This is a genomic window from Blautia sp. DFI.9.10, from assembly GCF_024461705.1.
In the GTDB taxonomy this organism is placed as follows: Bacteria; Bacillota; Clostridia; order Lachnospirales; family Lachnospiraceae; genus Blautia_A; species Blautia_A fusiformis.
Genome location: NZ_JANGAA010000015.1, coordinates 1 through 25,857, shown reverse-complemented (window position 1 = coordinate 25,857; position 25,857 = coordinate 1). Strand labels below are relative to the sequence as shown.

General features: G+C 43.4%; 32 protein-coding genes. 1 reads left to right on the top strand and 31 read right to left on the bottom strand.

The features are described 5' to 3' along the window. Window positions 1-18: 18 nt before the first annotated feature. The 30 genes from NE671_RS10135 to NE671_RS09990 all read right to left on the bottom strand — a co-directional run bounded on the left by NE671_RS10135 (window position 19) and on the right by NE671_RS09990 (window position 23,913). Window positions 19-201, bottom strand: coding sequence for a hypothetical protein (locus tag NE671_RS10135; RefSeq protein WP_015521925.1), 183 nt, complete (start codon window positions 199-201; stop codon window positions 19-21). A gap of 303 nt (window positions 202-504) precedes the next feature. Then, entirely contained in the window at window positions 505-621 is a 117-nt protein-coding gene (locus NE671_RS10130; RefSeq protein WP_015543458.1) for a putative holin-like toxin, read from the bottom strand. A 264-nt stretch (window positions 622-885) separates the two neighbouring features. After that, entirely contained in the window at window positions 886-2,793 is a 1,908-nt protein-coding gene (locus NE671_RS10125; protein WP_023843669.1) for an AAA family ATPase, read from the bottom strand. Between the two features lie 38 nt (window positions 2,794-2,831). After that, window positions 2,832-4,559 (bottom strand): MobQ family relaxase, encoded by a 1,728-nt coding sequence (gene mobQ / locus NE671_RS10120; RefSeq protein WP_003864580.1) that lies wholly within the window; start codon window positions 4,557-4,559, stop codon window positions 2,832-2,834. Next, window positions 4,559-4,924, bottom strand: coding sequence for a DUF3847 domain-containing protein (locus NE671_RS10115; protein WP_015543456.1), 366 nt, complete (start codon window positions 4,922-4,924; stop codon window positions 4,559-4,561). The genes mobQ (NE671_RS10120) and NE671_RS10115 overlap by 1 nt, the downstream gene beginning before the upstream one ends. Window positions 4,925-5,124: 200 nt before the next feature. After that, window positions 5,125-5,355, bottom strand: coding sequence for a hypothetical protein (locus tag NE671_RS10110; protein WP_003864582.1), 231 nt, complete (start codon window positions 5,353-5,355; stop codon window positions 5,125-5,127). Next, window positions 5,343-5,909, bottom strand: a complete 567-nt coding sequence (locus NE671_RS10105; RefSeq protein WP_173740453.1) for a DUF3990 domain-containing protein — start codon at window positions 5,907-5,909, stop codon at window positions 5,343-5,345. Before NE671_RS10105 ends, NE671_RS10110 begins: the two co-directional genes overlap by 13 nt. After that, a complete protein-coding gene (locus NE671_RS10100; RefSeq protein ID WP_003864584.1) occupies window positions 5,902-6,126 on the bottom strand; it encodes a DUF3791 domain-containing protein in 225 nt (74 codons plus the stop codon). Before NE671_RS10100 ends, NE671_RS10105 begins: the two co-directional genes overlap by 8 nt. 322 nt (window positions 6,127-6,448) lie before the next feature. Further along, window positions 6,449-7,960: a hypothetical protein gene (locus NE671_RS10095; RefSeq protein ID WP_003864585.1), complete on the bottom strand. Its 1,512-nt coding sequence runs from the start codon at window positions 7,958-7,960 to the stop codon at window positions 6,449-6,451. 112 nt (window positions 7,961-8,072) lie between these two features. Continuing rightward, window positions 8,073-8,255, bottom strand: a complete 183-nt coding sequence (locus NE671_RS10090; RefSeq protein ID WP_003864586.1) for a DUF6440 family protein — start codon at window positions 8,253-8,255, stop codon at window positions 8,073-8,075. A gap of 33 nt (window positions 8,256-8,288) precedes the next feature. Beyond that, entirely contained in the window at window positions 8,289-8,603 is a 315-nt protein-coding gene (locus tag NE671_RS10085; protein ID WP_040466130.1) for an L-2-amino-thiazoline-4-carboxylic acid hydrolase, read from the bottom strand. 94 nt (window positions 8,604-8,697) lie between these two features. After that, window positions 8,698-9,123 (bottom strand): N-acetyltransferase, encoded by a 426-nt coding sequence (locus NE671_RS10080; RefSeq protein WP_003864588.1) that lies wholly within the window; start codon window positions 9,121-9,123, stop codon window positions 8,698-8,700. A gap of 57 nt (window positions 9,124-9,180) precedes the next feature. Continuing rightward, window positions 9,181-9,702: a GNAT family N-acetyltransferase gene (locus NE671_RS10075; protein ID WP_003864592.1), complete on the bottom strand. Its 522-nt coding sequence runs from the start codon at window positions 9,700-9,702 to the stop codon at window positions 9,181-9,183. A gap of 346 nt (window positions 9,703-10,048) precedes the next feature. Further along, window positions 10,049-10,255, bottom strand: coding sequence for a helix-turn-helix domain-containing protein (locus NE671_RS10070; protein WP_003864593.1), 207 nt, complete (start codon window positions 10,253-10,255; stop codon window positions 10,049-10,051). A gap of 146 nt (window positions 10,256-10,401) precedes the next feature. Beyond that, a complete protein-coding gene (locus NE671_RS10065) occupies window positions 10,402-10,812 on the bottom strand; it encodes a single-stranded DNA-binding protein (RefSeq protein ID WP_003864594.1) in 411 nt (136 codons plus the stop codon). A gap of 23 nt (window positions 10,813-10,835) precedes the next feature. After that, window positions 10,836-11,135: a hypothetical protein gene (locus NE671_RS10060; protein WP_015543455.1), complete on the bottom strand. Its 300-nt coding sequence runs from the start codon at window positions 11,133-11,135 to the stop codon at window positions 10,836-10,838. Between the two features lie 696 nt (window positions 11,136-11,831). Further along, complete coding sequence (locus tag NE671_RS10055) at window positions 11,832-12,686, bottom strand: substrate-binding domain-containing protein (RefSeq protein ID WP_015543454.1); 855 nt, start codon at window positions 12,684-12,686, stop codon at window positions 11,832-11,834. Between the two features lies 1 nt (window position 12,687). After that, window positions 12,688-14,406 (bottom strand): Na/Pi cotransporter family protein, encoded by a 1,719-nt coding sequence (locus NE671_RS10050; RefSeq protein ID WP_003864599.1) that lies wholly within the window; start codon window positions 14,404-14,406, stop codon window positions 12,688-12,690. Window positions 14,407-14,578: 172 nt separating this feature from the next. Continuing rightward, window positions 14,579-15,361 (bottom strand): EAL domain-containing protein, encoded by a 783-nt coding sequence (locus NE671_RS10045; RefSeq protein ID WP_003864600.1) that lies wholly within the window; start codon window positions 15,359-15,361, stop codon window positions 14,579-14,581. A 258-nt stretch (window positions 15,362-15,619) separates the two neighbouring features. Next, window positions 15,620-15,901, bottom strand: coding sequence for a hypothetical protein (locus NE671_RS10040; protein WP_003864601.1), 282 nt, complete (start codon window positions 15,899-15,901; stop codon window positions 15,620-15,622). 14 nt (window positions 15,902-15,915) lie between these two features. Next, on the bottom strand, window positions 15,916-16,263 hold the full coding sequence (locus tag NE671_RS10035) for a TnpV protein (RefSeq protein WP_015543451.1): 348 nt from the start codon (window positions 16,261-16,263) through the stop codon (window positions 15,916-15,918). A gap of 193 nt (window positions 16,264-16,456) precedes the next feature. Then, window positions 16,457-18,127, bottom strand: a complete 1,671-nt coding sequence (locus NE671_RS10030; RefSeq protein ID WP_256163946.1) for a recombinase family protein — start codon at window positions 18,125-18,127, stop codon at window positions 16,457-16,459. Further along, on the bottom strand, window positions 18,128-18,325 hold the full coding sequence (locus NE671_RS10025; RefSeq protein ID WP_054328110.1) for a hypothetical protein: 198 nt from the start codon (window positions 18,323-18,325) through the stop codon (window positions 18,128-18,130). A 241-nt stretch (window positions 18,326-18,566) separates the two neighbouring features. After that, entirely contained in the window at window positions 18,567-19,904 is a 1,338-nt protein-coding gene (locus tag NE671_RS10020) for a virulence-associated E family protein (RefSeq protein WP_256163961.1), read from the bottom strand. Further along, window positions 19,873-20,517: a CHC2 zinc finger domain-containing protein gene (locus NE671_RS10015; RefSeq protein ID WP_256163945.1), complete on the bottom strand. Its 645-nt coding sequence runs from the start codon at window positions 20,515-20,517 to the stop codon at window positions 19,873-19,875. The genes NE671_RS10020 and NE671_RS10015 overlap by 32 nt, the downstream gene beginning before the upstream one ends. A 65-nt stretch (window positions 20,518-20,582) precedes the next feature. Then, window positions 20,583-22,163: a MobQ family relaxase gene (gene mobQ / locus NE671_RS10010; RefSeq protein ID WP_256163944.1), complete on the bottom strand. Its 1,581-nt coding sequence runs from the start codon at window positions 22,161-22,163 to the stop codon at window positions 20,583-20,585. A gap of 255 nt (window positions 22,164-22,418) precedes the next feature. Further along, window positions 22,419-22,802 carry a VOC family protein gene (locus NE671_RS10005; protein ID WP_256163943.1) on the bottom strand — a complete coding sequence of 128 codons (384 nt, stop codon included), beginning with the start codon at window positions 22,800-22,802 and terminating at the stop codon, window positions 22,419-22,421. Window positions 22,803-23,097: 295 nt separating this feature from the next. Then, the gene (locus NE671_RS10000) at window positions 23,098-23,394 is read right to left on the bottom strand and encodes a DUF3847 domain-containing protein (protein ID WP_002594808.1); all 297 of its coding nucleotides are present in this window, start codon (window positions 23,392-23,394) and stop codon (window positions 23,098-23,100) included. Then, the gene (locus NE671_RS09995) at window positions 23,387-23,728 is read right to left on the bottom strand and encodes a DeoR family transcriptional regulator (RefSeq protein WP_008981871.1); all 342 of its coding nucleotides are present in this window, start codon (window positions 23,726-23,728) and stop codon (window positions 23,387-23,389) included. The genes NE671_RS10000 and NE671_RS09995 overlap by 8 nt, the downstream gene beginning before the upstream one ends. Next, complete coding sequence (locus NE671_RS09990) at window positions 23,725-23,913, bottom strand: hypothetical protein (protein ID WP_020989947.1); 189 nt, start codon at window positions 23,911-23,913, stop codon at window positions 23,725-23,727. The genes NE671_RS09995 and NE671_RS09990 overlap by 4 nt, the downstream gene beginning before the upstream one ends. A gap of 483 nt (window positions 23,914-24,396) precedes the next feature. Between NE671_RS09990 and NE671_RS09985 the strand changes: the two genes are divergently transcribed. Next, window positions 24,397-25,203 carry a helix-turn-helix domain-containing protein gene (locus tag NE671_RS09985; protein ID WP_256163942.1) on the top strand — a complete coding sequence of 269 codons (807 nt, stop codon included), beginning with the start codon at window positions 24,397-24,399 and terminating at the stop codon, window positions 25,201-25,203. 98 nt (window positions 25,204-25,301) lie between these two features. Here NE671_RS09985 and NE671_RS09980 read toward each other — a convergent pair whose 3' ends face one another. Continuing rightward, window positions 25,302-25,778, bottom strand: a complete 477-nt coding sequence (locus tag NE671_RS09980; RefSeq protein WP_256163941.1) for a pyridoxamine 5'-phosphate oxidase family protein — start codon at window positions 25,776-25,778, stop codon at window positions 25,302-25,304. Between the last annotated feature and the right edge of the window lie 79 nt (window positions 25,779-25,857).

The window sequence follows — 25,857 nt, the reverse complement described above, 5'->3', positions numbered from 1 at the left end:
TCCGTTACTTTGCACATCCTACGCAGATTTCAGATTACTGAACTCATAATCATTATACTGCTTATCTTTCATTATTGCAAGTTTATCTTTTGTTTTCGTGTCACGTATTTTCTGTGCGATCACCTCTGCAAACACTTCTTTTGCGTCCTGATCACCGTCAAAATATACTCTGATGTTGATAATTTTCTTCTTCACTGCCATTGTAAAACCTCCATTTTTTGCAAAAAAAGAGCAGCTAATCCATTTTTACAGATTAACTGCCCAGACTGTTGGTTACATATATTAAAATTTTTGTATTAACATTTCAGAAATTGGGGATATAATAAAGACAGGGATAAATCCCTGTCAGATGAACTGCATATTTTAATTTTCCCATTGAAAACAAGAGGAATGTGTGGTACATTTGTTATAGGAAAAGCACCCACTCCAAAGTGGATGCCGCCTGAGTTGACTAAATGGTCTTACGACCACCGCCTATCCTGTTGGCAGACAGGATAGGCATTTTTATTTCCTCTTGTTCTTCCGATCAAGAAAGGCAATAATCGCAATTAACAGGCTACCAAAAGCGATCAGTAAACTGAGTACGCCTAAGAATATTGAGATAATCTCATAAGCTGTCATATCACGCACCTCCTTTCTTTCATCTCAGAACCCCGAAAGGCTCCGGTCTGTAAATATCAGGAGGCAGCCACACCCTGTCACAGGTGCTTCCCCGTAACATTGCTGTTACCGGATAATCATACCATTATATCCGCCATATTACAATTCATTTTTGTTCCAGATTCACAGCAATCCTTATTCTGTATGGATACCTGCTATTTCCGTTTGATTGCCTTGCACCGGCAGACGGCAGACGGCAGATAGGGTATCTATAAAGCCTGCCGTTCACTCCAAAATTCTGCCGTCACCCATTCTCCCTTGTTTTTTTAATCGAATGGTATTTTCCTGCTTTTCATTCATCCGATAATCCAGTTCTTCTTTCATCCGGCTTCTGGCTTCTCGCATGGTTCTCTGGGAGATTCCCTGTGCTTTTGCCTTTTCATCCAGTTCCCGGATTGTGACTGCATTTCCGTCTGCAAGCAGTTCATAGATCAGTTTCGTTCCCCGTTGCAGTTTTGTTTCTGTCGGCTTTCCTTCCTTTCCGTCCAGAAGATCATCTGCGGAAATCTCATAAGCTCCCACCCAGCGGAATCCTTCTTCATCTCCAAGTTTAAATGCCATCGTCTCACCTGGAGGTGCAAGAGAACTTTTCTCATGGATCAGTACTCTTGTTGTCGGGTCTTTCTTTACTTTCCCGATAAAAAGCAGGCTTCTCACCGCCGCCATGATATCAATAGAACCAAGTCCCCGGTAAGTACTCTGTGTCCCTGAAGATTTATTCAGATGTCCGATCAGCACAATCGCACAACCGGTCTTTTCAGCGATCATTCCCAGTTTCCGGAATACCGGACGGACTTCATTTGCCCGGTTCATATCCACATCGGCACCGATAAAAGCCTGTACCGGATCAATGATTAAAAGTCTGACCTGATTCTGACGGATTGCTTTTTCAATACGGTCATCGGATAACGTCAATGCTTCCTCTGTATCATCAATGACCATCACCCGACTCAGGTCTGCTCCTGCTTCCACCAGCCTCGGCTTAATCGTATCTCCCATACCGTCTTCTGCAGTCTGATAGATCACATTAAAAGGTTCAATCTCTTCCATGTTCGGGAAAGTCTTACGGTTCGTGCAGGCTGCGGTCAGCATCATGGCAAAATAAGTTTTTCCCTCTCCTGGATTGCCCTGAATAATCGTCAGTTTTCCAAATGGCAGATAGGGAAACCACAGCCATTCTACACTGGTCTGTTCAATGTCTTCATAACACAACATCGGCACCAGTTCTTCCTTCTCCGGTACTTTCATTGTAACTGTTTCAATGATTGATTTCTTCCTGTCTGCATTTTTATCACAGAGGATTTCATTCCAGTCCTTTCGGGACGGTTTCAGACGGATGACACTGTATCCGTCCGGGATTTCTATTGCCAATTTCTCACTGGCTTCATTCCCTGCATGGTCATTATCCAGGCACAGGAAAACCGAAGTAATCTGAGGGCGTTCAGAAAGAAAAGCCATCAGTGCCGCACTGGAAATGCCACCCAGACTCAGGTAGCTCCGCTTTTTCCAGTCTTTGGGAAATAATTGGATAAAAGAAAGCAGATCAATGGCTGCTTCAAACACAAACAACTGATTATCCGTCCCTCTGTGACAGAATCCGTAAGATTTATCAGATTCAGCCACATCTCCCCGGTATTTTGTTTCACCAGTTCCCCTGCAATGGGCATATCTTGGAATACCGTCTGCATCTCTGCCAACAAACACCACATTATGGTGCTTCTTTTCTTCATAAATATCCCCACTGCCGATCCATTCCTCCACCATATTCTTTTCAATCCCTCTGTTTTCTGTCAGATATCTGATGATTCTATCATTATTTTCCTCTTTCTCTGGTAATCGGAAGTCAGGGGACGGGGCGGGGCAGGTACTGTTCCTGCCTTCGCCTTCCTCCCCGGTTAGCATCTTGACAGCTTCCGGAAATGTGGCATTGTAAAATTCCATCACAAAATCCACCGGATAGCCACCCCTCCCCTGACTGTGCCTGTACCACCGGTTTCCGGATACCGTTACACTGTCATGCTTTTTCCAACGGTATTCCTTTCCGCTTTTCCCTAGTTGTTCTCCCTGTGCGCTCAGAAAAGAAACAAGATCTGTCTGATTTGCTCTTATAATTTGTTCTTCTGTATACTGCATTTTGCTCATCCTTTCCCGTCTGTCCTGCTGACAGACTGTTATAAACTCATGTCATAGTTTCGCTTTTTCTTCACTGCCTGTTGTTTTGCATCACGCTCTGCACACTCTTTCTTTTTTTCATCCAGTTTTCTCAGAAGAGAGGTCTTCTTTTCTGGATTCTGCTCCGACTGGTTCAACGGCTGTTGCTCTGCTTTCCCGTTTTCTTCAAGAATCTCTTTCGCCTGAACTGTGTAAAATGTCGGGAACTTCACCTGCTTCTCCCTTTTTTCTTCTGAACGCCCGGAAGTATCTGCTTCTGCCATTTCCCGGTCACGTCTGGCAATATCCGCACAGCTCTGTACCTTTTTCACAAAAGTTAGTTCCTCCTGGTACGGCTGATTATCTGCTTTCAGCTCTTCGATCCCCGCCTGAAGTTCTTCTTTCTCCCGTTTCCATCTGGCAGTTGGCACTTTTCCATTTTTATCCAGATGTTGTTTCAGTTCCCGTTCACATTTGCGGTAATAATTGATTTCTTTTTTATGCTGCTGATAATATCTCTCCCGTCTTTTCTGAAAATAGAAATGGTTATACTCATCAATCAATGGCTGATTTGTTTTTATTACCTCTGCCATCTTTTCCAGATTCTCAAGTTCCTTTAACTGTTTCCGCTTTTCAGAAATTTCTTTTTTACTGACAGAAACAACACCGTTCAGTTCCTCAATCCGTTCCTGCAAGTCATCCATCGTTTCTATCTGATGTGTCTGAAGATAACTGATGGATTTTGCAAACTCCTGTAAATTGGAGAGATTCTTACCTCTCTGTTTCATCTCCGCATAAAAATTGGGAAGTGGTGGTCTGCCCTGTGTCTTTTTATCATAATAATCCTGCAGGCTTTCCAGCAGTGTCGGGTTCTGCCTGCGATCCAGCTCTGCTTTCATTTCCTCATAAGCTGTCTTCATCCACTGAATGGATTCTTTCAGAGAAATAAACATCTGGTTAAACTGCCGGATTGCCCGGTTCAATTCTCCGATCACCGTTTTGATTCCCTTTTTCTCCATTGCCCGGACTTCATATCCCTCATGGATGGTCGGGATCAGGTCAATCCCCTGTTCTTTGTAGGAACGGTGGTCGATTCTGGATGCCATGTGGCACTCCCTGAATTTCCCATTTACTTTCTCTGTCCATGCCCGCCGCCATTCTTTTAAAAGCTCCGGATCATTCCATCCGGTAGTAGAAACAGCATTGAACATATCTTTTCCTTTGGCATCCTTCACCCGGTTTCCATCCTCATCAAGAATATATTCCCTTCTCTGCTTATTGCCCCAGATTCCTTCCTCTGTAAAAGGACGGATTGGGACAAGCACATGGAAATGGGGATTATCCGGTTCTTCTTCATTTTCCGCTTTTCCCTCATGGACTGCCAGATCCACGATCATGCCACGTGCCACAAACTGCTCCTGGCAGAACTCTTTTGCCAGTCTGATATTTTCCTCAAGTGTCAATTCATTCTGCAGTGCAATGTCAAACGAATAGGCAAGCTGTGCCTTGTTGTTCCGTTCCACATGCTCCACCTCGTTCCAGAGTGTTTCCCTGTCAGTCAGACGCTCTGGCACATACTCCGGTGTCAGGATTTCTGTAAATATCACACCTGACTTGCTCGTATAATCGTGTATCTTGTTGTAATAACTGTCAAAAATCCTCTGCCCGGAAATATAGGCTGCGGAAGCGACCACCATCTGCCCTTTCCCTCTGGATACATTCCTTACTGAAAAATGATACAGTGCCATTAACTGTCATCTCCCTTCTCTGTCTTTTTTACTGCTTCTGCAATCTGCTGTTGATCTTTGTGTAAGGCGGCTATATGAGCCTGCCGCACAATACTCTTGTTGTAACTGCTGTTCTGCAGTTGATTCATCATGTCCTGGACGTCTTCCTGTTCCAGATCTCTGGACAGCGGAAATACTTTCTCAAACTCTGCCCCTTTGACAATCAGCCGGTGGGAACGTTCCCTGCGTTCTACCAGCTTCTTCCGCTGCTCCAGAATGTTTTTGTGGTGAATTGCTGCCTCCAGTTCCTGTCTGCTCTTTTCCATGTTGGCCTTCAGTTCCTCCAATGACATGGATTCATACTTTGGATTTTTTGCTCTGCTCATTTTCTTGTACTCCTTCTTTTTTCTGTAAACAAAAAGAACCGGCTTATTCATGAATGCCGATTCCTGGGTATAAAAAACTGAGGTCGTTGTCCTGTGATTAGGAAATGCTGACCTCAGCGTTTTTGAAATATTTAATTGTTGCTCCTTGGAATGAAAGTCTTTGTCACCATTGTCGTATAAATTTAAACTCACATCCCATATCAGGATTTCTTTAATTCTTCCATATACAGTTCAGCTATATATGCCGGACCAGTGCACCACAGCTTTGTCTTCTCATCATACAGTGCTTTTCCTGTCTTTGAACACAAAAAATCTGTCAATACCTCGTTTCTGTCCTTGCCTGTCTCTTCTGCGATTTCATCTGTCACCATAGTGATCAGAAGGTCGATTGTATAATTCATTTTTTCCTTTGGAATTGTTACTTCAGCCATATCTTCTCACCTTTCACAAATTTCAGACACTCAATAGCTGCCTCAGTTTTAAAGCAGTATTGATCTTTCAATTTATTCGGCAGCAACTGTCTGATACAGAAATCGTCTGCTACTTTATCACCTGCAGTCCCAAAAGCACCCGCAAGATAAGCGGTAAGAGTAGCGTTTGTTGCATCATCCGCAATCTTTCCTGCAATGATATCATATTTTGCCATTTCACGTTCAACCTCAATAAACATTTTTTTCTTTCGGTGAGCGGCGATACAATGTAACCAGTCCACATCTGCATTTTCAAAAATATGCGTTTCAAGATTTTCTGAAAGTTTGAATTCAAAAGTTGAAATATATCCAAACTTCTGCCCCTCTTCAATTGTTCCGGTTGCGATGGCTTTGGCTATTGAGGTTCTCAGAAAACTTTCTGCCTGTTCCTTTGATGTGGTTAAATAAAATCCCTGTCCAAAATCTTTTCTCTTTGCACATTTGGCAAGATCTGACTCTTTTACTTCACAATAACTTCCATGATAGAGAACAAATCCATCTTTTAACTCAAGCACTAATCTCTATCCCCTTTCTTTGCAAAAATTCAGTAATATCTTCAAGCACAGCTTCATCGCCTTCACAATGAAAAATCCCATAGCATTTTTCTATATATCCAAGAACATCGGCTTCTTTAAACAAGTGGATAATCTGTTCAACAGGTAAATGCCACTCTTCTGAAGCAAGCCGGATTAGTCTTGTTTGCATAAAAGTAATCTCTGTTTTCTCACTCATTATGAATCCTCCTCATTTTCTTAGTCAGTAAAACCGGAATTGTTGATTACCAAGGCATATTTCCAAATCGACTAATAAAAGTTACTGTTAGTCCGGTTTTATCAATCATTGCAAGTTTTACGATTGCGCCTGTACTGTTTGCTTTCCTCCGTCGACATTCAAATCTGTTGCCGTGGCACCTGGATCAGCGCAGTTCACCTCTTATGTCTTGGAGTCCTTTTGCATACTTCCAAAAGAACCCAGTCCGCTTGAAACATTTACGATAATAGTTTTATTTTTTCTCTCATTGTCATACAATGCACCTACTTCCCCAGAATTTATTTTACCACGTATTCTTCTGTTCGTCTGTCACCTGCATCGTATCTGCATTTACCAGATAAAAATCTACCAATTCGGTCTCGTAATTGCCATCCGGATATACTTTTTCTAACACCAGTTCTTCGCAGGAATTACCATCTGCATCTGTCTTGGAACCATTATCGTACAGACAGTATCTCACATTTACCGTATTACCGTTCTTTGTTTCCTGCGTTTCGCTGACGACAGCATAGACTTCTCCCTTTGCATTCGCCGTGTAACTGAACGCCATATTTTGAAGTGTATTCTGCTCCTGAAGGTAATTATAAACTGCCAGCATTGCATTTTGAATTGTCAGACCATCATGCTGCCCTTCTGTCTCGTAATCTTCTATGGTATTTCCACTCTGAATATCCTCTGAATCTGTTGAATTCTCTGTATCCAAATCCGGTAATTCTGTAGTATCCTCTTCTTGATTATCTTCTTCATCTATTGTATCCGAAGACCACCACAGACCATCCATACTCTGCATAACAAATGGATTATTGGTTCTGTATCTCCGTTCACCACCATAATCTTCCTGCACAGTTATATACGTATATTTGCTGTCACAACCAGTCACCGTTTCTGTTCCATCCATTCCGAACACTACACTCAGACCACTCATTCCAATAATCAAAAGTGCAAATATCGCAGCAGCTCCATAGACAATTATCAATGCCACTTTGTTTTTACCGAATTGTATGGATAATGCCTGGCAATTGTGTCTGTATAAACTCACGATCCCCCAGATCAAAAGAACCGCCAGACTGATTGTAATAACAGTAATCGATATTTCTGCGAAACGATATCTCACTTCATATCCCATATCACGTTTTATACCATACCACAATCCATAGAAGAAGGTACTATACGCAAGAACCAAAGTAATGATACTGATCCGTATCGGATGCTCTTTTTTATCCGGCACTGCCTTCTTCAGTGCCTCTGCCATCTGCGCTGCCGCTCTCTGCTCTATCCACATAGCAAGCTCTGCTTTTGACGGATATGTGCATTTAGTATCCGGAATCCCTGCGTAACACATCTGGCTCTCTTGAATCCCTGTCGCATCTCCTGCTGCCATTGCTGTAACCACTTTCAGGTAATAATACAACTTCAACTGTGCTGGATTGAATTTATCTATACGAATATCTGCCAGCTCCTGTGCAGCCCGTTCATAATTGTTAAGGAGTACACTCATCCGTGCCATAACCAAAAGCATCTGATTCGCTACAGCAGGGTAACGGTGATATTGCTTCTCATATAAATACCGTGCATACTCATGTCGTTCTTCCGGTGTTAACCGATAGGACTTCTTTCTATTCTGTGCCAGCATCGCAATTCGCAGACCATAAGCCAATTCCAAAATTGCAATCAGCTGGCAGATAAATGCACCAAATCCCCAGATATCCGTTGTATACCGCACATAGGTCACCAACACAATGCCTAGCATTGCCGGAATCACGATCAACCATTTTGTCCAACCTGATCTTCTCATAAAAATCTCCTGAATTGTTTTTCTGAATATAGTATATTACCGCACACACCAATCGACCATATACATATTGTGACGATGCTGTTACTTACCATAACAGTTGCTGTTTCTAAGGTCATCTATTTATAGCCTGAGAAATAACTGGTTTCCCATCTCTGTCCAACAATGGAGTCAGTCCACCTGAATACCCACATGCATGATATAAATAATTCACACCAGTTTCCTTATCCACCCATATCTCAGTAGTAGTTAATGCTCCCTGAGAATATATTTTTTCAAATCTCTCTTCTTTCGCCATTTTCAATTTCCTCCCATAATCAATTTTTCGGTTTTATAAAAAATGTTTCTCTGTTACTTTCTCGATTGTATCATGACATACAGTTCCATCTTCGGCAATCGTCGATTTTCTGATAAATCTCGAATGATGCTTTAATACTCCATAAGCATACCAGTCATGGTTGCAAAATACTTTGCAGAACTCTGCATAGCCATGTTCCTTACAGGTATCGAAATACAGACACCTGCTGATTTCATAAGTAAATCCACTATCATCATCCTGCAAAATTTCTGTCTCCCAACATACCTTTTTTTCGCCCTCCAGATCATCTACCAGAGACTGTCTCACAATCTTATAGCCATTCGGCAATAAATCGACATGCTTTTTTCTCTTTTTCCGTTACCATATTTTCTCCCAACTTGCACACTAAGTCATAATTTTCCAAACACTAAAACTTGAATTTCTATTTCTGCTGCCATGCCATTACATAGTCTTTTTCTCCAGTAGCTTCATCCAAACCGCTATACTGAATCTCAAATCCTTCTCTTTGATAAAAGGATATTGCCCGTGTATTTTTTTGATATACATTTAAGATTAATTTGTTTCTTTTTCCCTTTACATAGTTTAGCAAAATTTTACCTATACCTTGAGATTGCATTTCGGCAGAAACAAAAATACCTTCAATGTATTCGTTACTTAACCCTATAAAACCCTGTATTTCCTGTTTATCCTCGTAAACATAGACAGTTGCCTGTAATAGAAGTTCTTTTACTAACTCAAAATTACTTTTCCAATATTGAGCAGAGATAAAATAATGTGTCTTTATATTTGTATCTAACCATATTTCTGCAACTTTATTTATATCCACTTTCCGTAATTCTCTAATCATAACGGTGATGCTCCTCAAACTCCGATTTTCTCAATTTTTCAAACTGGAATTTACGAACTACAATATCTTTTCGAGAAAAAGATGGTTTTTGTGTGCAATTACATCTCCAACTTTTTTAGAAGCACTAGCAATTATTTCAAATCCATTTTTTTGATACAAAGATAGCGCAGGAATATTTTGACTTCCTGTATCCAAACGTAGTGCCCTGCAACTATTTTTTTGTGCTAATTCTGTAGCGAATTTTATTAGTGATGATGCAATTCCTTTACCAGACATACTCGGACGTACCATTAAAAGGTGAATTACCATTACCTCATCTTCAGATAATTTTTCTTTCCAAGGAATAGTTGCATATTCTATTGGTTGAACTTTATCAATAATGATACTTCCAACAATTGTTCCGTTTTCTTCATATACAAACAAAGCACCAGCATAAATAGCCCGTTCTGCATCATCTTTCGTTGGATAAACCCCTTTCTTAAATACAGTAAAGGCTGTATGATTCAGTTCATACTGGAAATGCTCATTGTAAGTATCTTCAATCGAATTAACATCTTTTAGTATTGCTTTTCTAATCATAAAATCTCTCCACAAATTTTGATTTCACACTTTCTTTCCCCTTATATGTCTATATCTGAAATATTCAGTCACAAACTTTATCAGGGATAGGCATCTGTGCCGCAAGGGGATCTTCCCCTTGTACGAAATCTCTGATTTCGCTGTATTTCCCGGTTTGAGATTTCTTGAAATCGGGAACAGCACCGCAGGTCGCACGATACAGGCAGATGGAATTGCCTGTATAGAAGTGCGCTCTTAGCGTTGCTAAGAGATTTATGCCGTATCCGGCGTGTTATCTTTTTTCAATTTCTTTTTTCGACTTCTGAAGCATTCTTCCAGTTTTAATAATTTGACATGTCTGCTCTTGTTACTCATCATCTGTAAATTCCAGCATCTCATCAACGGTGCAGTCCAGCTTCTTGCAGATCTTCTCAATCGTCTCCATTGATACATACTGGTTTTTTCCCATCCTGGCAAGAATATTTCCACTGATCCCGGTGAGGTACTGCATCTCTATCCGCTTCATATTTTTATCTATGAGCATTTTCCATAATCTGTTATAACTTACGCCCATAAGCAACCTCCATATTTTTCATCTGAACATATTTTGATTATATCACGATTTCCTTAGGTTGAATACCTGTAATTTTTGATGTCTTCTGTAAAATGGAAAAGAGGATGCCCCGACAAAGGGCAACCTCTCCAACCATTTACTTCGGTTTAGTCGAATGGAACCTCACCTTCCGGTGCTTCCATAAATCCGTCCTTATCTGTTTTCGGTGTTTCCGATGAATCAGCTCCAACACCATTATCCTTGTTCTGGGCAAATTCATGTTCTTCCACGATCACATCTGTAGTATAAATTGTTTTCCCGTCCTTGTCCTTATAATTGCCAGTGCTGATACGACCGCCAATCACAATCCTCATTCCCTTGTGAAGATATTTCTGTGCAAACTCTGCACTCTTTCCGAATGTGACACAGGAAATAAAATCCGCTTCCTGTTCACCGTCACGTTTATATCTTCTGTTTACCGCCAGTGTATATCTTGCTACTGCCATATCATTATCTTTTCCGGCATATTTGATCTCCGGATTCTTTGTCAGTCTTCCCATTAAAACCACTTTATTCATAATCGTTACTGTCCTTTCCGCAGCTACGCTGCCATTGCATATTCTTCATCATCTGTTTCATCGTCCGGCATAAACATTGCACATGCTTCCGGTGGATTGGTATCATCCGGTGAAAATATTTTCCGGATCATTTCATACATGATCGGATACCGATATGCGATTTCTTCTCTTGCAAGGAATCTGCATACCCTGTAAAGATTCTTTTTCATTTCTTCATCTGTTGTAAGCATGGCAACCAGATGGATTCTCTCCCTTGTATAAATCAGATTCGGGCATCCAAACCAGTTAATCAACTGCATTTCTTTCATTTTCAGTTCTGTCATAAACTGCTCCTTTCCGGGCATTTTGCCCTGTAAACATTGTCATCAGTTTCATTCGTCCGGCGGTCTGGCGTGCGTTTCCCTGTCACCTGCAGCCGTCTCAGACTGCCTCTGCCTGCATCAGCAGGTCACTGACCATAAGGCTTCGGTCAGCCGCCCATCATCGGGAGTGTCATTATAATTTCGCTCGCTCTCAGAAAAAGAAAGGTCATGGCATAACTCCTGTTAGGCTTCCAGGGTGCACTTATCGGTTGTCAAGGTTCATCGAAGGAACATTCCAAAACGTCCTCTGATTACTAGAGTCAAATGACTTCGCAAGATGCAAAAGATTCGTGATATTTTTTTGCATTTTTATCATTTTTTCTTTTACTTTTGTTAGTCCCTTCACATACTCTGTACTGAGACAGGCAAAAGCGGACATCTTTGGGGTAAAATTTTTAAAATAATTGTTCCTCTACCTATAAAGCCTGGGAAGCGGTATTTACCAACCCCCTTTTGCAAGTTTTTTTCGCATAAATGAAATATTCCCTCACTAATAGCAAGTTTCAGAGGGCATTTGGACGGTACTTTTGCAGAAAAAATTATTTTTCCACTAATCACACGTGGGAATTTGAAGAATGTCAGATAATTTTGAAAAAATCAAAAAAAGAAGCACCGACCGTTATAGTCAGTGCTTGTAAGATATTATATTCGTTTTTCTCAGGAAAGATCATCCCAGTTTTTATATGTTCCATTGTACAGACCTGTAAGTTGTTTTATTGTAAGATTTTCCAGTGGATTTTCTTCATTTATCACAATAGCTATAGCATCTTTTCCAATGACTTTTGTTTCCAGAAGCTCTGCTTCATAATCCTTTAATTCTCTGGATGACATTGCGAAATCACACTCTCCACTTATCACCGCCGTAATCCCTCTTGAAGAATCTGTTGCTTTTACTTCTATTTCAGCATTTGGATTTTGTTTCTGATAGTCATCTGCCAGTGCTTTTACCATTGGTTCCATTGAAGTGGATCCTTCAATCAGAATCTTTCCTTCTGACTTGTCAGAAAGGAATGTTGTTGTACTGTCAGCCTGAATACAATATTGTTTCACAATATCCTGTCCTTTACTCTTTACATAAGTCAGGAAATCCTGTTCCACATCTGTCAGTTCTCCATTATAAGCCAGATAATAATCCCTGCAAAGAGGATAACTGTTATTGTCTATTGTTTTCTCAGAAGGAAGAACTCCGTTGATTTGAAGTATTTTTCCATTCGTATCTGTTGCGGAACTATATGCGACATAACCAACTGCGTTTTTATCTTCTTCCACCTTTTTCAGAACTTTCTCTGTAGAATCAACAACTATTCCTGTATCACTCTCAGGCAGTTTCAAAAGATTCTCAAATTCTGCTCTGGTTCCTGACCCTTCTTCTCGTGATACAGCTGTGACAGCTCCCATAGCAGACAGATCCGGCAATGGCTCTTCCTCGGTTCCACATGCTGTTATTCCCGTTGCCAGCATTATCATTATCAGCAGAAGTGCAGATTTTCGGATGTTTTTTTTCTTTACCATTTTATACTGCACCTCTTTCCATCATTGATTTTCCCGTCTCTTCATCAAGGTTTATAAAAGCCACATTATCACAGGCTTCTTCTGCAATGCTGACACAATTATCTGCCATACGGTCAAAATTATACATGATCCCAGAAAAATATCTTGTCATAGACGCATCACAAACCTCATTTTTTACACGGTTTAAATGTGCCTTACTGTATTTTTTCTCTGCTTTATGCATTTTTTTCTTATTTTCAAAAACTGTTTCAGCCACTACAGCATCACCCTTACGGATTGCCTCCATTGCTTTCTTTAAAAGCTGCTGGATAATATCAATGCAGTCTTCCATTTCTGAGGAGGCTTCACTGGTCAGTCTTTTTCCATTGTTATTTACTTTTTCACATATCTGGTCAATATCTTCACATCTGTCTGCAATCCTCTGAATACTATTGTTTACATACAGTAACCCTGCCGTCTGCTCAGACTGTTGTTCTGTAAGGTTTCCGCTTGCGAATAATCTGGTAATATATTCTGTCACACTGTCCTGTAACTGATGTACAATCTCCAGATTTTCTATAAACGAACCATGAGTTTTTGAGTCTCCATCTGCTACAATCGCCGTTTTTAAATCACTTAACAGAGATTCTGCCAGTTCTCCAAGTCGGTTCAGTTCCTTAGATACCAGAACCATAGCAGCCGCCGGCTGTTCAATCACTTTCATATCCAGATATTTGGGTTCAAAAGCTGCTTTCTCTGTTTTGTCATTTCCACGGATGATTGTTGTAACAATTTTTACCATCAGCGGAATCAGTGGCAGCCAGACCAGTGTACAGACGATATTAAACGTTGTATGTGCATTTGCAATCTGTCTTGAAATCACATCAATCTCATTTCCCTTTGGTGAAATAAACTGGACAAATTTTGCAAACCACGGAACCAGGAAAATAAAAACGCAGCTTCCACTGATATTAAAAATACTATGCGCAATTGCTGTACGTTTTGCATTTTTAGATTGTCCAATTGATGCAAGAAGTGCTGTGATCGTTGTACCTATATTATCTCCAAGAAGAATCGGAATCGCACCGGTAAGCCCTATTACACTGCTTACTCCGTCCGGTCCTGCCTGTGATGCAAAATTCTGCAGAACTGCAATCGTAGCTGAACTACTCTGCACAACCAATGTCATGACCGCTCCCAGTACAACACCAAGAACCGGAATGGATGAAACTTTTCCCATCAGATCAACAAAGACCGGACTTCCCGCCAAAGGTTTCATGACTTCACCCATGATTTCAATTCCTTCAAATAAAAGTCCGAATGAAAAAATTACCATACCGATATTTTTAACCTTTTCTTTTTTGCTAACAAAGTTCAGAATAAATCCAACAAAGATAATTGGATAAATATAATTGCTGATTTTAAATGCCATCAGCTGTGCCGTCATAGTGGTTCCTATGTTGGCACCAAAGATAACAGAAATTGCCTGCGGAAGACTCATAAGTCCCGCACTGACAAAACCGATAACCATAACTGTCGTCGCTGAACTGCTCTGCAATACAGCTGTTACAAGTGCTCCGGCAAGTGCTCCCATAATTGGATTTCTTGTAAGAAATCCAAGGATTTTTTTCATTCGTTCTCCTGCGGCTTTCTGAAGTGCATCACTCATGCTGTTCATTCCATAAAGGAACAAGGCAAGGCCACCGATCAGACCAAAAACCACTTTCACATTCTCGTTCATTTCTCTGTCCTCTCCTGTTATTATATAAGATCTACATTTTCCTATACAATTATAGAAGACAGAAATCAAATCTATGTGAGTGCTTGTGTAAAATAGGTGTAAAAATCAATGGAAATCTTTATAATGTTATAATTGACTTATTCATTTTTCACCTGCTGACATATAGTTTTCATTACGATTTATTATTCAGTCTACGTAATACCAACATCGCCTCATTCCTTACATTTTTGAACGTTCTGTCCGGTCTTCCAAGAAAATATCCTTGTCCGTAATGAACACCTAATCTACACAGACACTCCAACTCTGCTTCTGTTTCTATCCCTTCTGCAATCAGAATTGCTCCTGTCTCATTACAGTAATGCAACAGAAATTCCATCATAATTTCCTTTTTCTTATGTTTTTGAATATCTCTGACCAGTTCTATATCAACTTTTAAGTAGTTTGGCGATGTATTTACTACACGGTTCAGACCAGAATATCCAGCTCCAACATCATCCAAAGCTATTTCATATCCCTGATCTGCATAATGCTTCATAATCTGTTGCAGAATCTGATAGTTTTCTATATCCGACCGTTCCGTTATTTCAAATACAATGTCACAGGACGGTACTCCGGCTTTCGCAGCCTTACGGTTTGTAAATCCCTGTATGAACGATTTATCCTGAATGATATTACCATCTACATTAAGAAATAATTTTGCATGTTCTGGTTTATTCGCCGCTGCCTTCAATGCTTTATTTCTGCACAATTTTTCCAATTTCCAAACACAGCCTACCTGTTCAGCAATCACAAACAAATCTGAAATCATAAGAGTCGTATCATGCCTGTCGATACGACTAAGAGCTTCATATCCTGCCACATCTCCAGTCTGTAAATTTACAATCGGCTGAAATACCGGATATATAGCCTTTCTTTCTAATATTTTATAAAATTCATCTGCATTTTTTACTTTCATTATTTCTTCTCTGCCTCTGTGAATACATTTTCTGTAACCCTATCAACCCACTATATGATATCATCACTTTTTCATCCTTCAATCAGATTTAAGTAAAATCATAGTAAATTTTCACCATTGTTCAGCCAGACCAATTCTTATATAACACAAAGCAAATACGTACTACCACCTGTTTTTTATTATGAAAACTATATTAAATGAGGCTCTTACTGTCTATACAATAAAAGCCTCGTTATATATAGTCTATGTTCTGATTATTCAGATCTTACTGTCTTTTTCACACACCAGTCTTTCATAATCCAGAAATCCCCGGATATACATTTCTTTTGCCACAATTCCCTCCATTGCATTTTTCGCTGAAATAATCCTGTCCAGTGTCTGCCACATCTCCTGTCCGCCATCTCTGAGGACCGGTTCCAGTATTTCTATGTAATGATGAATTTCTGCTTCCAGAGTGAACATCTCCGGGTCAGATTCAAGAAATCTTTCCAGCTCCCGCTGGTATTCTTCATAATAACTTTCAATCAGTTCTCTTCTCATATCTAGAATCCCCCTTATACATAAATCAGTTCCTGCTTGATGATCTCAGCAGCCCGGTTGCGGATATTGTTACAGTGGCATAGCCATTCCATAGGATTCTGTCTCTTCAGTTCCTCGGAAACTCCCTCCGCACTTCGCATCTGAGTTTCGATCAATTCAAAGCGTTCCTGTGCCTGTTCATTCAGATCTGCCAAATAACTGTCCAGCCTGGCGGTCAGAAGAAGATATGTATAAGTTCCAGATTTATGTTCTTTCAGATATTCCTTCCGAAGCATTCCCCATAAGCCAATCGGTCTGGTTTCCTCCGGGTAGTAAAGATTCGGTAAATAATAGTCTCCCACTTTTGTGTATTCGATTTTCATGGTGTCTCCTTTCGCTTTGCATGAAATTGTCATGTTATCTGCGTAGGATGTGCATTTTCTCTTTAAAATCTTTTCACATAGAAGACATTAAGTGTTTTATCCCCAATTAGGTGTAAAACTCTGCTCGATGGCGGGCGGCGGCGTACAAAAAATCTATATGGTGTTTTTAAGAGAACTGTCCCGGCGGGACAGGTCAGGCAGTGACCTGTTCCACCTCCGGGATGGGTTTGAGATTAAAATGAATTTCGATAGAAATGTGTCTTGTTTTATCTTCGTCAATGCGCTCATGTACGACGATTTCTTTGATTAAGCGGTTAAGGGTGGCTGCGTCCAGCTTTGTGATGTTGGCGTATTCCTGAATGGCTTCCACCCATTGTTTTGCGTCATTGGCAAGCTGGACTTCATCGGACAGCCGCTTTCTGCCCTCGGACACTCTGGCTTTAAGTTCCGTCTGCTCGGTCTGTGTCTTTTCCAGCATGGTGTTGAAATTCTGCTCACTGATACGCCCTGCAATCATATCCTCATAAAGCCGCATTACCATTTTGTCCAGAACCTCAATCCGTTCCTCGTCCCTTGTAAGGGAGCGTTCCATTGCTTCCCGCTGTTCCCGCTGCTCGGCTTCACAGGTATTGGTCAGGCGGTCGGCAACCGCTTCCCCGTCCATCAGGGCAGCTCTGGCACATTCCCGGATTTTCCGCAGCACATGGCTGTAAAGGGTGTCATAGTCAATCCGGTGCTGGGTGCAGTGGTTCTTTCCAAAGGCATTGTAGGTCTTGCAGGAGTAAATCCGCTGGGGATGTTTTGCGTTTGTGTAGCGTATCGTCAGCGACTTCCCACACTCGCCGCATTTTATCAGTCCGGCAAACAGGCTGATTTCATTGGTCTGCCCCGGACGCTGGCGGGATTTCAGCTTGTTCTGCACAATATCAAAGCTCATGCGGTCAATCAGCGGTTCATGCTGTCCCTCCACCACAATCCAGTCCTCCGGCTTCTTTTCCCCAATCGTGCCGATTTTGAAACGGTAGTCTTTTTTCTGGGAAGCAATCGCCCCTGTGTAGACGGGATTCATCAAAAGGTCTTTGATAACGGAGAAGTCCCACATATACCGCCCGTTTTCCGGGTCTTTCTTTTCCCATTTGGTGCGGGTATTGCGAAGCCCCCGTTCCCGGTTCCACCATGTGGGGCAGGGGATTTTTTCTTCCTCCAGCCGTCTGCGGATATAGTTCGGACCATGACCGTTTAGGGCATATCCGAAAATCAGCCGCACAATCGGGGCGGTTTCCTCGTCAATGAGCAGATGGTTTTTGTCCTCCGGGTCTTTCCGATACCCAAACGGGGCAAGACACCCGGTAAACTGTCCTTTCTGCGCTTTCAGAAGATAAGAGGAATGGACTTTCTTGGAAATATCCTTGCTGTACATCTCGTTCAGGATATTCTTGAACGGGGCAATGTCGTTGTTATCCCGCAGGGTGTCGATACCGTCGTTCATGGCGATATAGCGGACACCGTTTCTTGGGAAAAAGTCCTCAATCAAATGCCCGGTTTGCAGATAGTTACGCCCCAGTCGGCTGAGGTCTTTCGTGATGACAAGGTTGATTTGCCTGCGCTCAATGGCTCTCAACATTCTCTGTAAATCAGGACGCTCCATATTAAGACCTGTGAAGCCATCGTCCTGATAGACTGCCACAACCTCCCATCCCTGCTTTTCGCAGTATTTTTCCAGCATATCACGCTGGTTTGCGATACTGGCACTTTCGCCTTGCAGGTCATCGTCCTTTGACAGCCTGCAATAGACCGCTGCACGGTACCCTCCGGCAAGTGCCGAACCGATTGTCCTGTATTCCATTTCGTTCATCATAGCCATTTACCCACACAATCCAGACGGTATCTGGCTCTTTTGAACCTCATCTTCATTATACTTCATATCTTTCTTTTTAGCAAGATATTCTTTCGTATTTGTCTTGCCGTATTTCTGGGAAATCAGGCTGACGAACACATCGGTTGCGTCCAGCTCCCCGTCAAATACAGTGGTCACATGAATCTCTGTTTTGTTTTTTGCCATAGGCAGTTATCCTCCATACATGAAAATAGCCAGACAGAGGGTGTCGGCAACGAAGTCCGGCAACGGGCTTCAAAAGACCTTGCAAACAATCTCAATCTGGCACTAATTACTATTTATACTTTTCTTTTATTTTTCTGTTGTTTTGGTTGTCATAGGGGAAAAAAGCCCGGAAATAAGGGATTTTCCCCGGCAACCAGCTCGGCAACGGGATAGCAACAGGGGGTGCAACGGGCTGTCATTTTCAGAATGGAAGCTCCATCTGTTCTGTGACCTCCACAAAACCGTCCATCGTTTTTTCAGACGGGTTGCCGGAGTCCGTTGCCGGGTTTTCACGCTCCCAGCCCTTTTGTCTGCCATATTCGGAAAACATCCTTGGGTTTGGGAAGTACCGCCAGCGGTCAATGCACTGGTTCATAATCTCGTTGATTTCCCGGATTTCCCATTGCTTCGGTTCGTCAAAGGCATGGTTCAAGGCTTCCTTGTAGAGCTGCTTGGAACAGACCATGCTCCCGGTGTACTTATCAAGATACGCCTGTATCATCCCGGCTTTGGTGTCCTCCGGCATAAAATCCCGCTGGTGTTCTTTGAGATACCGCTGCATGGCGGGGCTGAAAGCCAGCTTGAACCTGCCGCTTCGGTAAATCTCCATCGCTTCCGCCCACATCTGCCCGATATAGGCTCTGGAAGCAGCTTCGTCCTCCAAAATGTGAACCTCGGCTTGCTCCGGGTACACCATGACCGGGATAAAGCGGCGGTTGCCGGAACGGTCAAGGGGCAGGAAGTCAAGGGCATTGGAAGTGCCGCCAAACACGCACTGACGGGGGCGGTCTGCCGGGTGGGTTTCATAGGGTATCTTGTAAACCTCTTTCTGCCGGCTTAAAAACGACTTGATTTCCTCAATGCTCTTGGCATTGGCGGTTGCCATCATTTCCGACATTTCGATTATCCAGTGACCTTGCAGCTTGCGGTACACATTGTCATCGTCCAGCTTCCGCAAATCATCGGAGAACCACTCGTCCCGGACTGCCAGCAGACGGAAGAAGGTGGACTTGCCAGCCCCCTGACCGCCGACCAGACAGAGCATGATTTCAAACTTGCACCCCGGCTGAAAGGCTCGTGAGATTGCACCCAGCAGGAACAGCTTCAACGCTTCATAGGTGTAATCGTCTGCGTCAGCCCCCAGAAAGTGCCGCAGGCAGAAACGGATTCGTTCTGTCCCGTCCCAAACAAGGGCACTTAAATAGTCCCGGATGGGATGGTACTTGTTTTCATTCGCCACAATCCCGATGGCGTTATCAATCTTTTTCTCATTGGTAAGCCCGTAGGTTTCTTCCAGATAAAGAAGCAGATACTTCATGTCCGTATCGTTCAGGGCGGTGCTTTCCCTGTGGAAGCCGATGGGCTTTATGATGTCCTTGCGGTCAGTCAGGATGTTGTATGCGATAGCCCCGGAAAGCAGAGGGTCACGCTGGAATACGGTCAGGCAGTTCCGTATGCTCTGACGGACACCGCCTTTGTCGGTAGTTTCCAGCCCCGCCTTGATTTCCTCAACACTCTGGGGCGGCTGCATGGTGTTCATGGTGTTTTTTAGTTCTTGCTGCGTCTGTGGCTGCAAGCTCTGCCATTCGCTGTTCAAGCTGTATCACATCCTTTCCATAGTCCGTAATCAAAGCCGCTTTTTCCTCCGTTTCCCCAAACAGCAGCACATCCAGCAGATATTCCACTTGGGCTTGCTTCTGCAAGGCTTCCACGAACCGGGGATGAAAGGCTTCCTCCGGGGAGTGCGGGGCATATTCCTTTCTCCATGCCCGGAGCAGGTGGAGATAGTCGGCAAGAATACGGAAGCAGCGGTTCTTTGCTTCCTGAAACTGTTCCTCCGGGGATTTCTGCCGGGGCTTGGGCTTTTTTGCCTTTCCCGGCGGTTTCCAGTCCTCATAGGAAAGCCCGAAGTCCTGTGCCAGCTGTACGGCGGCTTCTTTCTTTCCCAGCCCATACAGGGCGGCGGCAAAATCAATCACATCCCCATCAGCACCGCAGCCGAAGCAGTGGTAACGCCGATCCAGCTTCATGCTTGGGGTTTTATCGTTATGGAACGGGCAGCAAGCCATCCCGTTCCGACCTACATGGATTCCATAATGCTCCGCAGCCTGTCTTGTTGTGACGGACTGCTTCACAGCTTCAAATACGTTCAAATTGATTCCTCCTTGAAAATAAGAAAGGCACCTGACATTCTCAATCTGAAAATGGCAAGTGCCTGTTAAAGTTCCATATTCTGTTTTTGGTGTTTCGTCTGCGCCGGGGCGATTCTTTGAGCCTTTTTCTCGTCAGCCTTATCCTGCAAGACTTCTTTGATAGGCTGTTTCTTTGGCAGCTCTTTGCTTTCCTCTGTGCCGGGGGTGGCTTTTCGTACCCAGTAGCGGATGTCCCGCAGCTTCTTCAAATCAGCCTGTACCTCGGTCAAAGGTTCTTTCAGCTCTGCGATTTCGCTGAGAAGCGTTTCCTGCTCCTCTTGCAGCTCCTTTTGGGTGCTGTCTTTATCGTCCGGGTGCTTGGCAAGGTAGGCAGCGGCTTTCTCATACCGGACAACCTCCGGGTGTTCCTGTTTGAATTTCTCCTTTGTTTTCTTAAAAAATATCTTCTGGTACTTCTCATAGACAGGCTTACATTCCTTGCAGTCTGTCCGGCTGGCAAGAATCCCGTCAATCACTTTGCTGCGGGCTTCCTTTGGCTTCATCTGATTGCGGTAATCTGCGGCTGATTTCCCGGACGCTTCCAGAAATGCTTCTAAGTCCTCCACAGTGGAAAGCCCCTTTTGCCGGAGATAGGACAGGGCTTCGCTGACTGCCTTTAAGTCCTGTGAAGTCCCCCGGTTCTGTCCAGCCCTTGTCCAGTCCTTCCGTTCTTCCTTTCGTATCTCCATATACTTCATCAGCAGATTGGGAAGAAGTGTCGCTTCCTCCGCCGCCTTTTGTGCAAGCAGCTCTTTCCGTTTTTCTCCCAGCTCGGTAATCCAGCCTTTGAGGTTTTGGATAAGCTGCCGGATGGACTTCATCAGGCGGTTGGCGGCTCTGATTTCCCGGTTCAGGTTGCCGATATTCGTCTGGATACCACGCTTTTCCATCTGCCGGACAGCAGCCCCCTCATGGACAGTAGGGATAATATCAAGCCCCTGTCTGGCATAGGAACGCAAGTCCACACGCTCCGGGCGGTCATTGGCTTCCAGATAGCGGTTCTGGATGACTTCCCATTCATGCCGCCAGATTTCACAATACTTCTGGTCGTTCCAGTCCACCGTATCCTCCTTGTGGCTTTTCCACCTGCCGGACGGAAGTTTTATCCGTTCTCCGTTTTCATCAAGGTCATAAACCTTGCGGCTCTTGGGAAGCCATTTCCCATGTTCGTCCATTGCCCTCATAGTGAGCAGGACATGGGCGTGGGGATTGTGTCCCGGCGGATGGGGGTCATGGATGGCAAAGTCAACAATCATTCCTTTGGAAACAAACTGCTGCTGGCAAAACTCCCTGACAAGGACAGCGTACTGGTCGGGCGGTATTTCTCTGGGGATGGTAAGCACCCACCGCCTTGCAAGCTGGGAGTTCCATTGTTTTTCCACCGCTTCGGCGGCATTCCATAAGGTATTGCGGTCTGCATATTCCGGCGGGGCATTTGCTGGGAGCAGGATTTCATTGTGGACGATACCACGCTTTTCCGGGTAGTGCTTCACTTGCTGGTCGTATTCACAGAACAGCTTTTCGCCGCTTTGGTAAGCAGCGGCGGCAACAGCAGACTGCCGTTGGCTGCGCTGAACAATCGTGATTTCGTTGTGTGGACAGGGCATTTCGTGTCCCTCCTTTCTGTAATTGACGGATGGGGTGGTGCTTTACCACCTCATTTTGGGCAGAAAAAAAGCAGGAGACCTTTTTTCAGATTTCCTGCTCGTTGTGCCGCTGTGTGGGCGGCGAGTATTTAGTTGTAAAAGTCCGGGGCAAGTTGACCCGATGTGTGGATGACAAACTGGGAGTTGTGTGGCTCAATTTTCTTACAATTCTTCAACAAAATGATTGTCGTACATATCCCAGTATCTCCACAAATATCACACTGTTATCTCAATTTGATTTTCTTCAATACCTACTACACAGCTTTCATAATATCCATCTCCAGTTATTCTTGGTCCGCTTATAACATCATAACCATCGCTTTTAATTTTTTGAGTAAGTTCATCAACAGCTTCCTTACTTCCCACACTAAATGCAAGATGAATATAACCTGTGCGTGACAAATTTTTTATTTCATCTTCCATTTTGGGTTTCTTCATTATTTCCAGACGAGCACCATCGTCAAAACTTAAAAAATAAGAACGAAAATCTGTAGTTGTATTATGATACCCTGCATTAGATGTGGCATTAAAATATTTGATAAAAAACTCTCTTGTTGCTTCTAAATCATTTACATACATTGCAATGTGTTCTATCTTCATACAAATCCTCCTAAAGTGCATTGTTACTACTGACTTTATTATACTGTATTGCCTATCGAAAAGATAGCATATTTTATGAAACTTGTCGGCTGGGAACAGCTTGCAACGCAAGATGTCCCCAGATGGCAAGTCCACAAAAGGGTAGCTGGCGGCAGCCAGCGCAGGGGAAGCGTAGCGTCCCCTGTATGATTTGGAGTAGACCATGACTGCGAAAAATCACAGCCCTCCGGCAAGGAGCCTTCGGAGAACGCAATGCACTAACCTTTGGGTGGTGTATAATTGCGCCCTTAGTAAACTAAGGGGTTTCCGGCTTCTCCCGTTCCAGCAGTTTTTTCAATAGTTCCTGCGTGTCCTGTCTGTGAAAAATGAGTTTCAACAACAGCATGACATCATCATCTGTCAGACGTTCCGGTTCTTGCAGAAAACTTTCCAGCATACCGCCACGGGTACAGAGCCGGTGCGTCCGTTCCTTTCGGGTAAGCTGTTTCAACTGGTGCTGCAATGCCTTTTCATCATTGATGGCTTTCCGCAGTTTCTTTTCGCTTTTTTCCAACTCCCGATTGAGTTTTTCCAGCTTTGAGGTATCAGGCAAGGGCAGCGTCCTCCTTTCCCGGTATCAGCACATAAATCCTATTCGGTTCTCCAATGCCCTGACGCACCCGCATGATAAGTCCGGCGGTTTCCAGTTCATTCAAAGAACGCTTGACCGTCATGGGGCTGCGGGACAGGACTGTGGCAATGGCTGTGACAGGGAAGCAGACAAACAGGATTCCGTTCTCGTCCTCCTGTCCTTTGGACAGCATAGCATCTAACATCCGGCAGTACATGACCTTTGCGGTGCTGCTAACTGGAAATCCTGTCAACGCTCTGGGAAATGGCATACAGGGCGGCAATGGTGTGTCTATCGTCATAAATTCAAAATTCATTCTGTGTGTTCCTCCTTTTTCTTTGCTCGTTTGGATAAATAACGGGGGCAGTCAATCACAACCGCCCGGAAGCTCTGCTTGCACCCATGCTGGCATTTCCGGCATAATTCGTTGTAAGTGACACGCCCCCGGTCATTGAGGTAAAAGGAAAGCTCATACTTCCTCTTTTTGCTCATTCTTGGCATATTGCGCTTCCTCCCGTTTTAGTGTATGGTTTCGGGGCGATTTTCGGCAAAATTACGGTCATAAAGCCGCTTAAAATCTCCCGAAGTATCAGCAATAGGGTAGACTATCCCCCTATCAGATTGTCGTGTTTCGGTATCATTTCGGTGTCAGTTCGCCAGTTCTCCCCGGTGTCGTTCCTCCCCTGAATCTCACAGCGGCGTATCGCTCCCTTTGGTATGCTCGTTTCGGTCAGGGTTCCTCCACATCCCTGCCAAAAGTCATGGCACTACATCGCCGGGGAAGCATATCCCACACAGGCTGGTCATTCGATTGGAATAATCCATCGATGAACTACCTGTATCATAGAACATTTTTGTGCCCTGTGCCGTATGTCCACAAAGTAGGAATTAGGGGTAAAAATCAGAAATTTCCACGATTGCGGAAAGTGTGATATAATCCAGTTAAACGACAGCAATGAAACCGCCGGAAAGGAGCGTGCGCCCATGAAAGGAGCAACAAGCATACAGGAACGCCTTTGGGAACTCCGCAAGGACAAAGGCTTAAATCTGGAAGAACTATCAAAGCTGACGGGTATTTCTAAATCAGCCCTTGGCAGTTATGAAAAAGAAGATTTTAAGGAAATCAATCATGGAAACCTCATCACGCTGGCAGAATTCTATGGGGTTTCCGTTGATTATCTGCTGTGCCGGACAGAGAACAAGGAGCAGATCAATACGCCATTGACGGAGCTGCATTTGAACGATGAGATGGTTGCACTTCTGAAAAGCGGTCGGATTAACAACCGTCTGCTCTGCGAACTTGCCACCCATAAGGATTTTATTAAGTTTCTTGCGGACATTGAGATTTATGTGGATGGAATTGCCACCATGCAGATTCAAAACCTCAACGCCCTTGTCGATACTGTCCGGCATGAAATCATTGAACGGTATCGCCCCGGAGAAGATGACCCGCATTTGAAAGTGCTGCAAGCCGCCCATATCAGTGATGATGAATATTTCAGCCACATGGTTCTGGATGACCTCAATCTCATTATCCGGGATATTCGGGAAGCCCATAAAAAAGACAGTGAGAGTGCGCCCCAGACCACCGTTGCCGATGAACTGAGAGAAAATCTAGAAGCAGTCGAAAATTTCAAGGGCAGCCGTTTGGAAAAACTGGCAGTGCTTTACTGCAAGCAGCTTGGTATCAACTACAAAAATTTATCAGAAGAAGAATTTCGCTGGCTGATTCGGATTCTCCAAAAATCAAAGAAAATGGGAACGCCTATCAGCCAGAGAAAAAAACGGTAAAGAAAAACCGCTGTTGCATGGTTTGTTGGCTTCATTCCATGTAGCAGCGGTTCGTGCTGTGATTATTCAGTTAGAATTTCTGAAAGACAAGCTGGAATTTATCGTTCCTGTATTTCCTTGCCGCTAAGGTACTCCACTTCTATTTCAAAAATTTGCACAGCCTTTCCTGCGTGGACAATTTTCTCATCAACTAACTGTTCACTGGGATAGTATTTCATTGCAAATTGTTTTAACAGAGTTGTTGCTCTTGCACCAGATTCTACGAGGTGACATCTGCCGAATACCACAACGCTCTGCACAAACGGTGCCCAATCTTCTTCTTTGATGGTTTCATTTCCATATACCGTGAAGCATACTTTGTCACAGGCACGCAGTGCATCTACTTTATAGCCTGCACGTGCTCCATGAAAATAAAGTTTCTGCGCATCGTCATCGTAGAAATAGTTGATAGGAATTGCATAGGGATATCCGTCATCTCCATTTACGGCAAGAACACCACGTCGGCTGGACTGCAAAAGAGCCTTTGCTGTGTCGATGCTGATTTCATTTTTCTTTTTACGAATTGTTCTGAACATGATATTGTTCTCCTTCTTACGTTGATACAAATTCTTTAGGTTAGAATCGATGATGGAGTAAACGAAAAAGCAGTTTTGA

Bases quoted from the DNA above. Each gene is read 5' to 3' on its own strand.
- NE671_RS10050 (WP_003864599.1), bottom strand. From the start codon at position 14,406: ATGAACGAGAATGTGAAAGTGGTTTTTGGTCTGATCGGTGGCCTTGCC.
- NE671_RS09985 (WP_256163942.1), top strand. From the start codon at position 24,397: ATGAAAGGAGCAACAAGCATACAGGAACGCCTTTGGGAACTCCGCAAG.
- NE671_RS10020 (WP_256163961.1), bottom strand. From the start codon at position 19,904: ATGAACACCATGCAGCCGCCCCAGAGTGTTGAGGAAATCAAGGCGGGG.
- mobQ (WP_003864580.1), bottom strand. From the start codon at position 4,559: ATGGCACTGTATCATTTTTCAGTAAGGAATGTATCCAGAGGGAAAGGG.
- NE671_RS10035 (WP_015543451.1), bottom strand. From the start codon at position 16,263: ATGAAAATCGAATACACAAAAGTGGGAGACTATTATTTACCGAATCTT.
- NE671_RS09995 (WP_008981871.1), bottom strand. From the start codon at position 23,728: ATGAATTTTGAATTTATGACGATAGACACACCATTGCCGCCCTGTATG.
- NE671_RS10125 (WP_023843669.1), bottom strand. From the start codon at position 2,793: ATGCAGTATACAGAAGAACAAATTATAAGAGCAAATCAGACAGATCTT.
- NE671_RS10110 (WP_003864582.1), bottom strand. From the start codon at position 5,355: ATGGCTGAAGTAACAATTCCAAAGGAAAAAATGAATTATACAATCGAC.
- NE671_RS10030 (WP_256163946.1), bottom strand. From the start codon at position 18,127: ATGGCTATGATGAACGAAATGGAATACAGGACAATCGGTTCGGCACTT.
- NE671_RS10055 (WP_015543454.1), bottom strand. From the start codon at position 12,686: ATGGTAAAGAAAAAAAACATCCGAAAATCTGCACTTCTGCTGATAATG.
- NE671_RS09980 (WP_256163941.1), bottom strand. From the start codon at position 25,778: ATGTTCAGAACAATTCGTAAAAAGAAAAATGAAATCAGCATCGACACA.
- NE671_RS10040 (WP_003864601.1), bottom strand. From the start codon at position 15,901: ATGAGAAGAGAACTGATTGAAAGTTATTATGAAGAATACCAGCGGGAG.
- NE671_RS10025 (WP_054328110.1), bottom strand. From the start codon at position 18,325: ATGGCAAAAAACAAAACAGAGATTCATGTGACCACTGTATTTGACGGG.
- NE671_RS10005 (WP_256163943.1), bottom strand. From the start codon at position 22,802: ATGAAGATAGAACACATTGCAATGTATGTAAATGATTTAGAAGCAACA.
- NE671_RS10115 (WP_015543456.1), bottom strand. From the start codon at position 4,924: ATGAGCAGAGCAAAAAATCCAAAGTATGAATCCATGTCATTGGAGGAA.
- NE671_RS09990 (WP_020989947.1), bottom strand. From the start codon at position 23,913: ATGCCAAGAATGAGCAAAAAGAGGAAGTATGAGCTTTCCTTTTACCTC.
- NE671_RS10095 (WP_003864585.1), bottom strand. From the start codon at position 7,960: ATGAGAAGATCAGGTTGGACAAAATGGTTGATCGTGATTCCGGCAATG.
- NE671_RS10130 (WP_015543458.1), bottom strand. From the start codon at position 621: ATGACAGCTTATGAGATTATCTCAATATTCTTAGGCGTACTCAGTTTA.
- NE671_RS10065 (WP_003864594.1), bottom strand. From the start codon at position 10,812: ATGAATAAAGTGGTTTTAATGGGAAGACTGACAAAGAATCCGGAGATC.
- NE671_RS10135 (WP_015521925.1), bottom strand. From the start codon at position 201: ATGGCAGTGAAGAAGAAAATTATCAACATCAGAGTATATTTTGACGGT.
- NE671_RS10100 (WP_003864584.1), bottom strand. From the start codon at position 6,126: ATGAGTGAGAAAACAGAGATTACTTTTATGCAAACAAGACTAATCCGG.
- NE671_RS10045 (WP_003864600.1), bottom strand. From the start codon at position 15,361: ATGAAAGTAAAAAATGCAGATGAATTTTATAAAATATTAGAAAGAAAG.
- NE671_RS10080 (WP_003864588.1), bottom strand. From the start codon at position 9,123: ATGATTAGAGAATTACGGAAAGTGGATATAAATAAAGTTGCAGAAATA.
- NE671_RS10090 (WP_003864586.1), bottom strand. From the start codon at position 8,255: ATGGCGAAAGAAGAGAGATTTGAAAAAATATATTCTCAGGGAGCATTA.
- NE671_RS10075 (WP_003864592.1), bottom strand. From the start codon at position 9,702: ATGATTAGAAAAGCAATACTAAAAGATGTTAATTCGATTGAAGATACT.
- NE671_RS10060 (WP_015543455.1), bottom strand. From the start codon at position 11,135: ATGACAGAACTGAAAATGAAAGAAATGCAGTTGATTAACTGGTTTGGA.
- NE671_RS10070 (WP_003864593.1), bottom strand. From the start codon at position 10,255: ATGGGCGTAAGTTATAACAGATTATGGAAAATGCTCATAGATAAAAAT.
- mobQ (WP_256163944.1), bottom strand. From the start codon at position 22,163: ATGCCCTGTCCACACAACGAAATCACGATTGTTCAGCGCAGCCAACGG.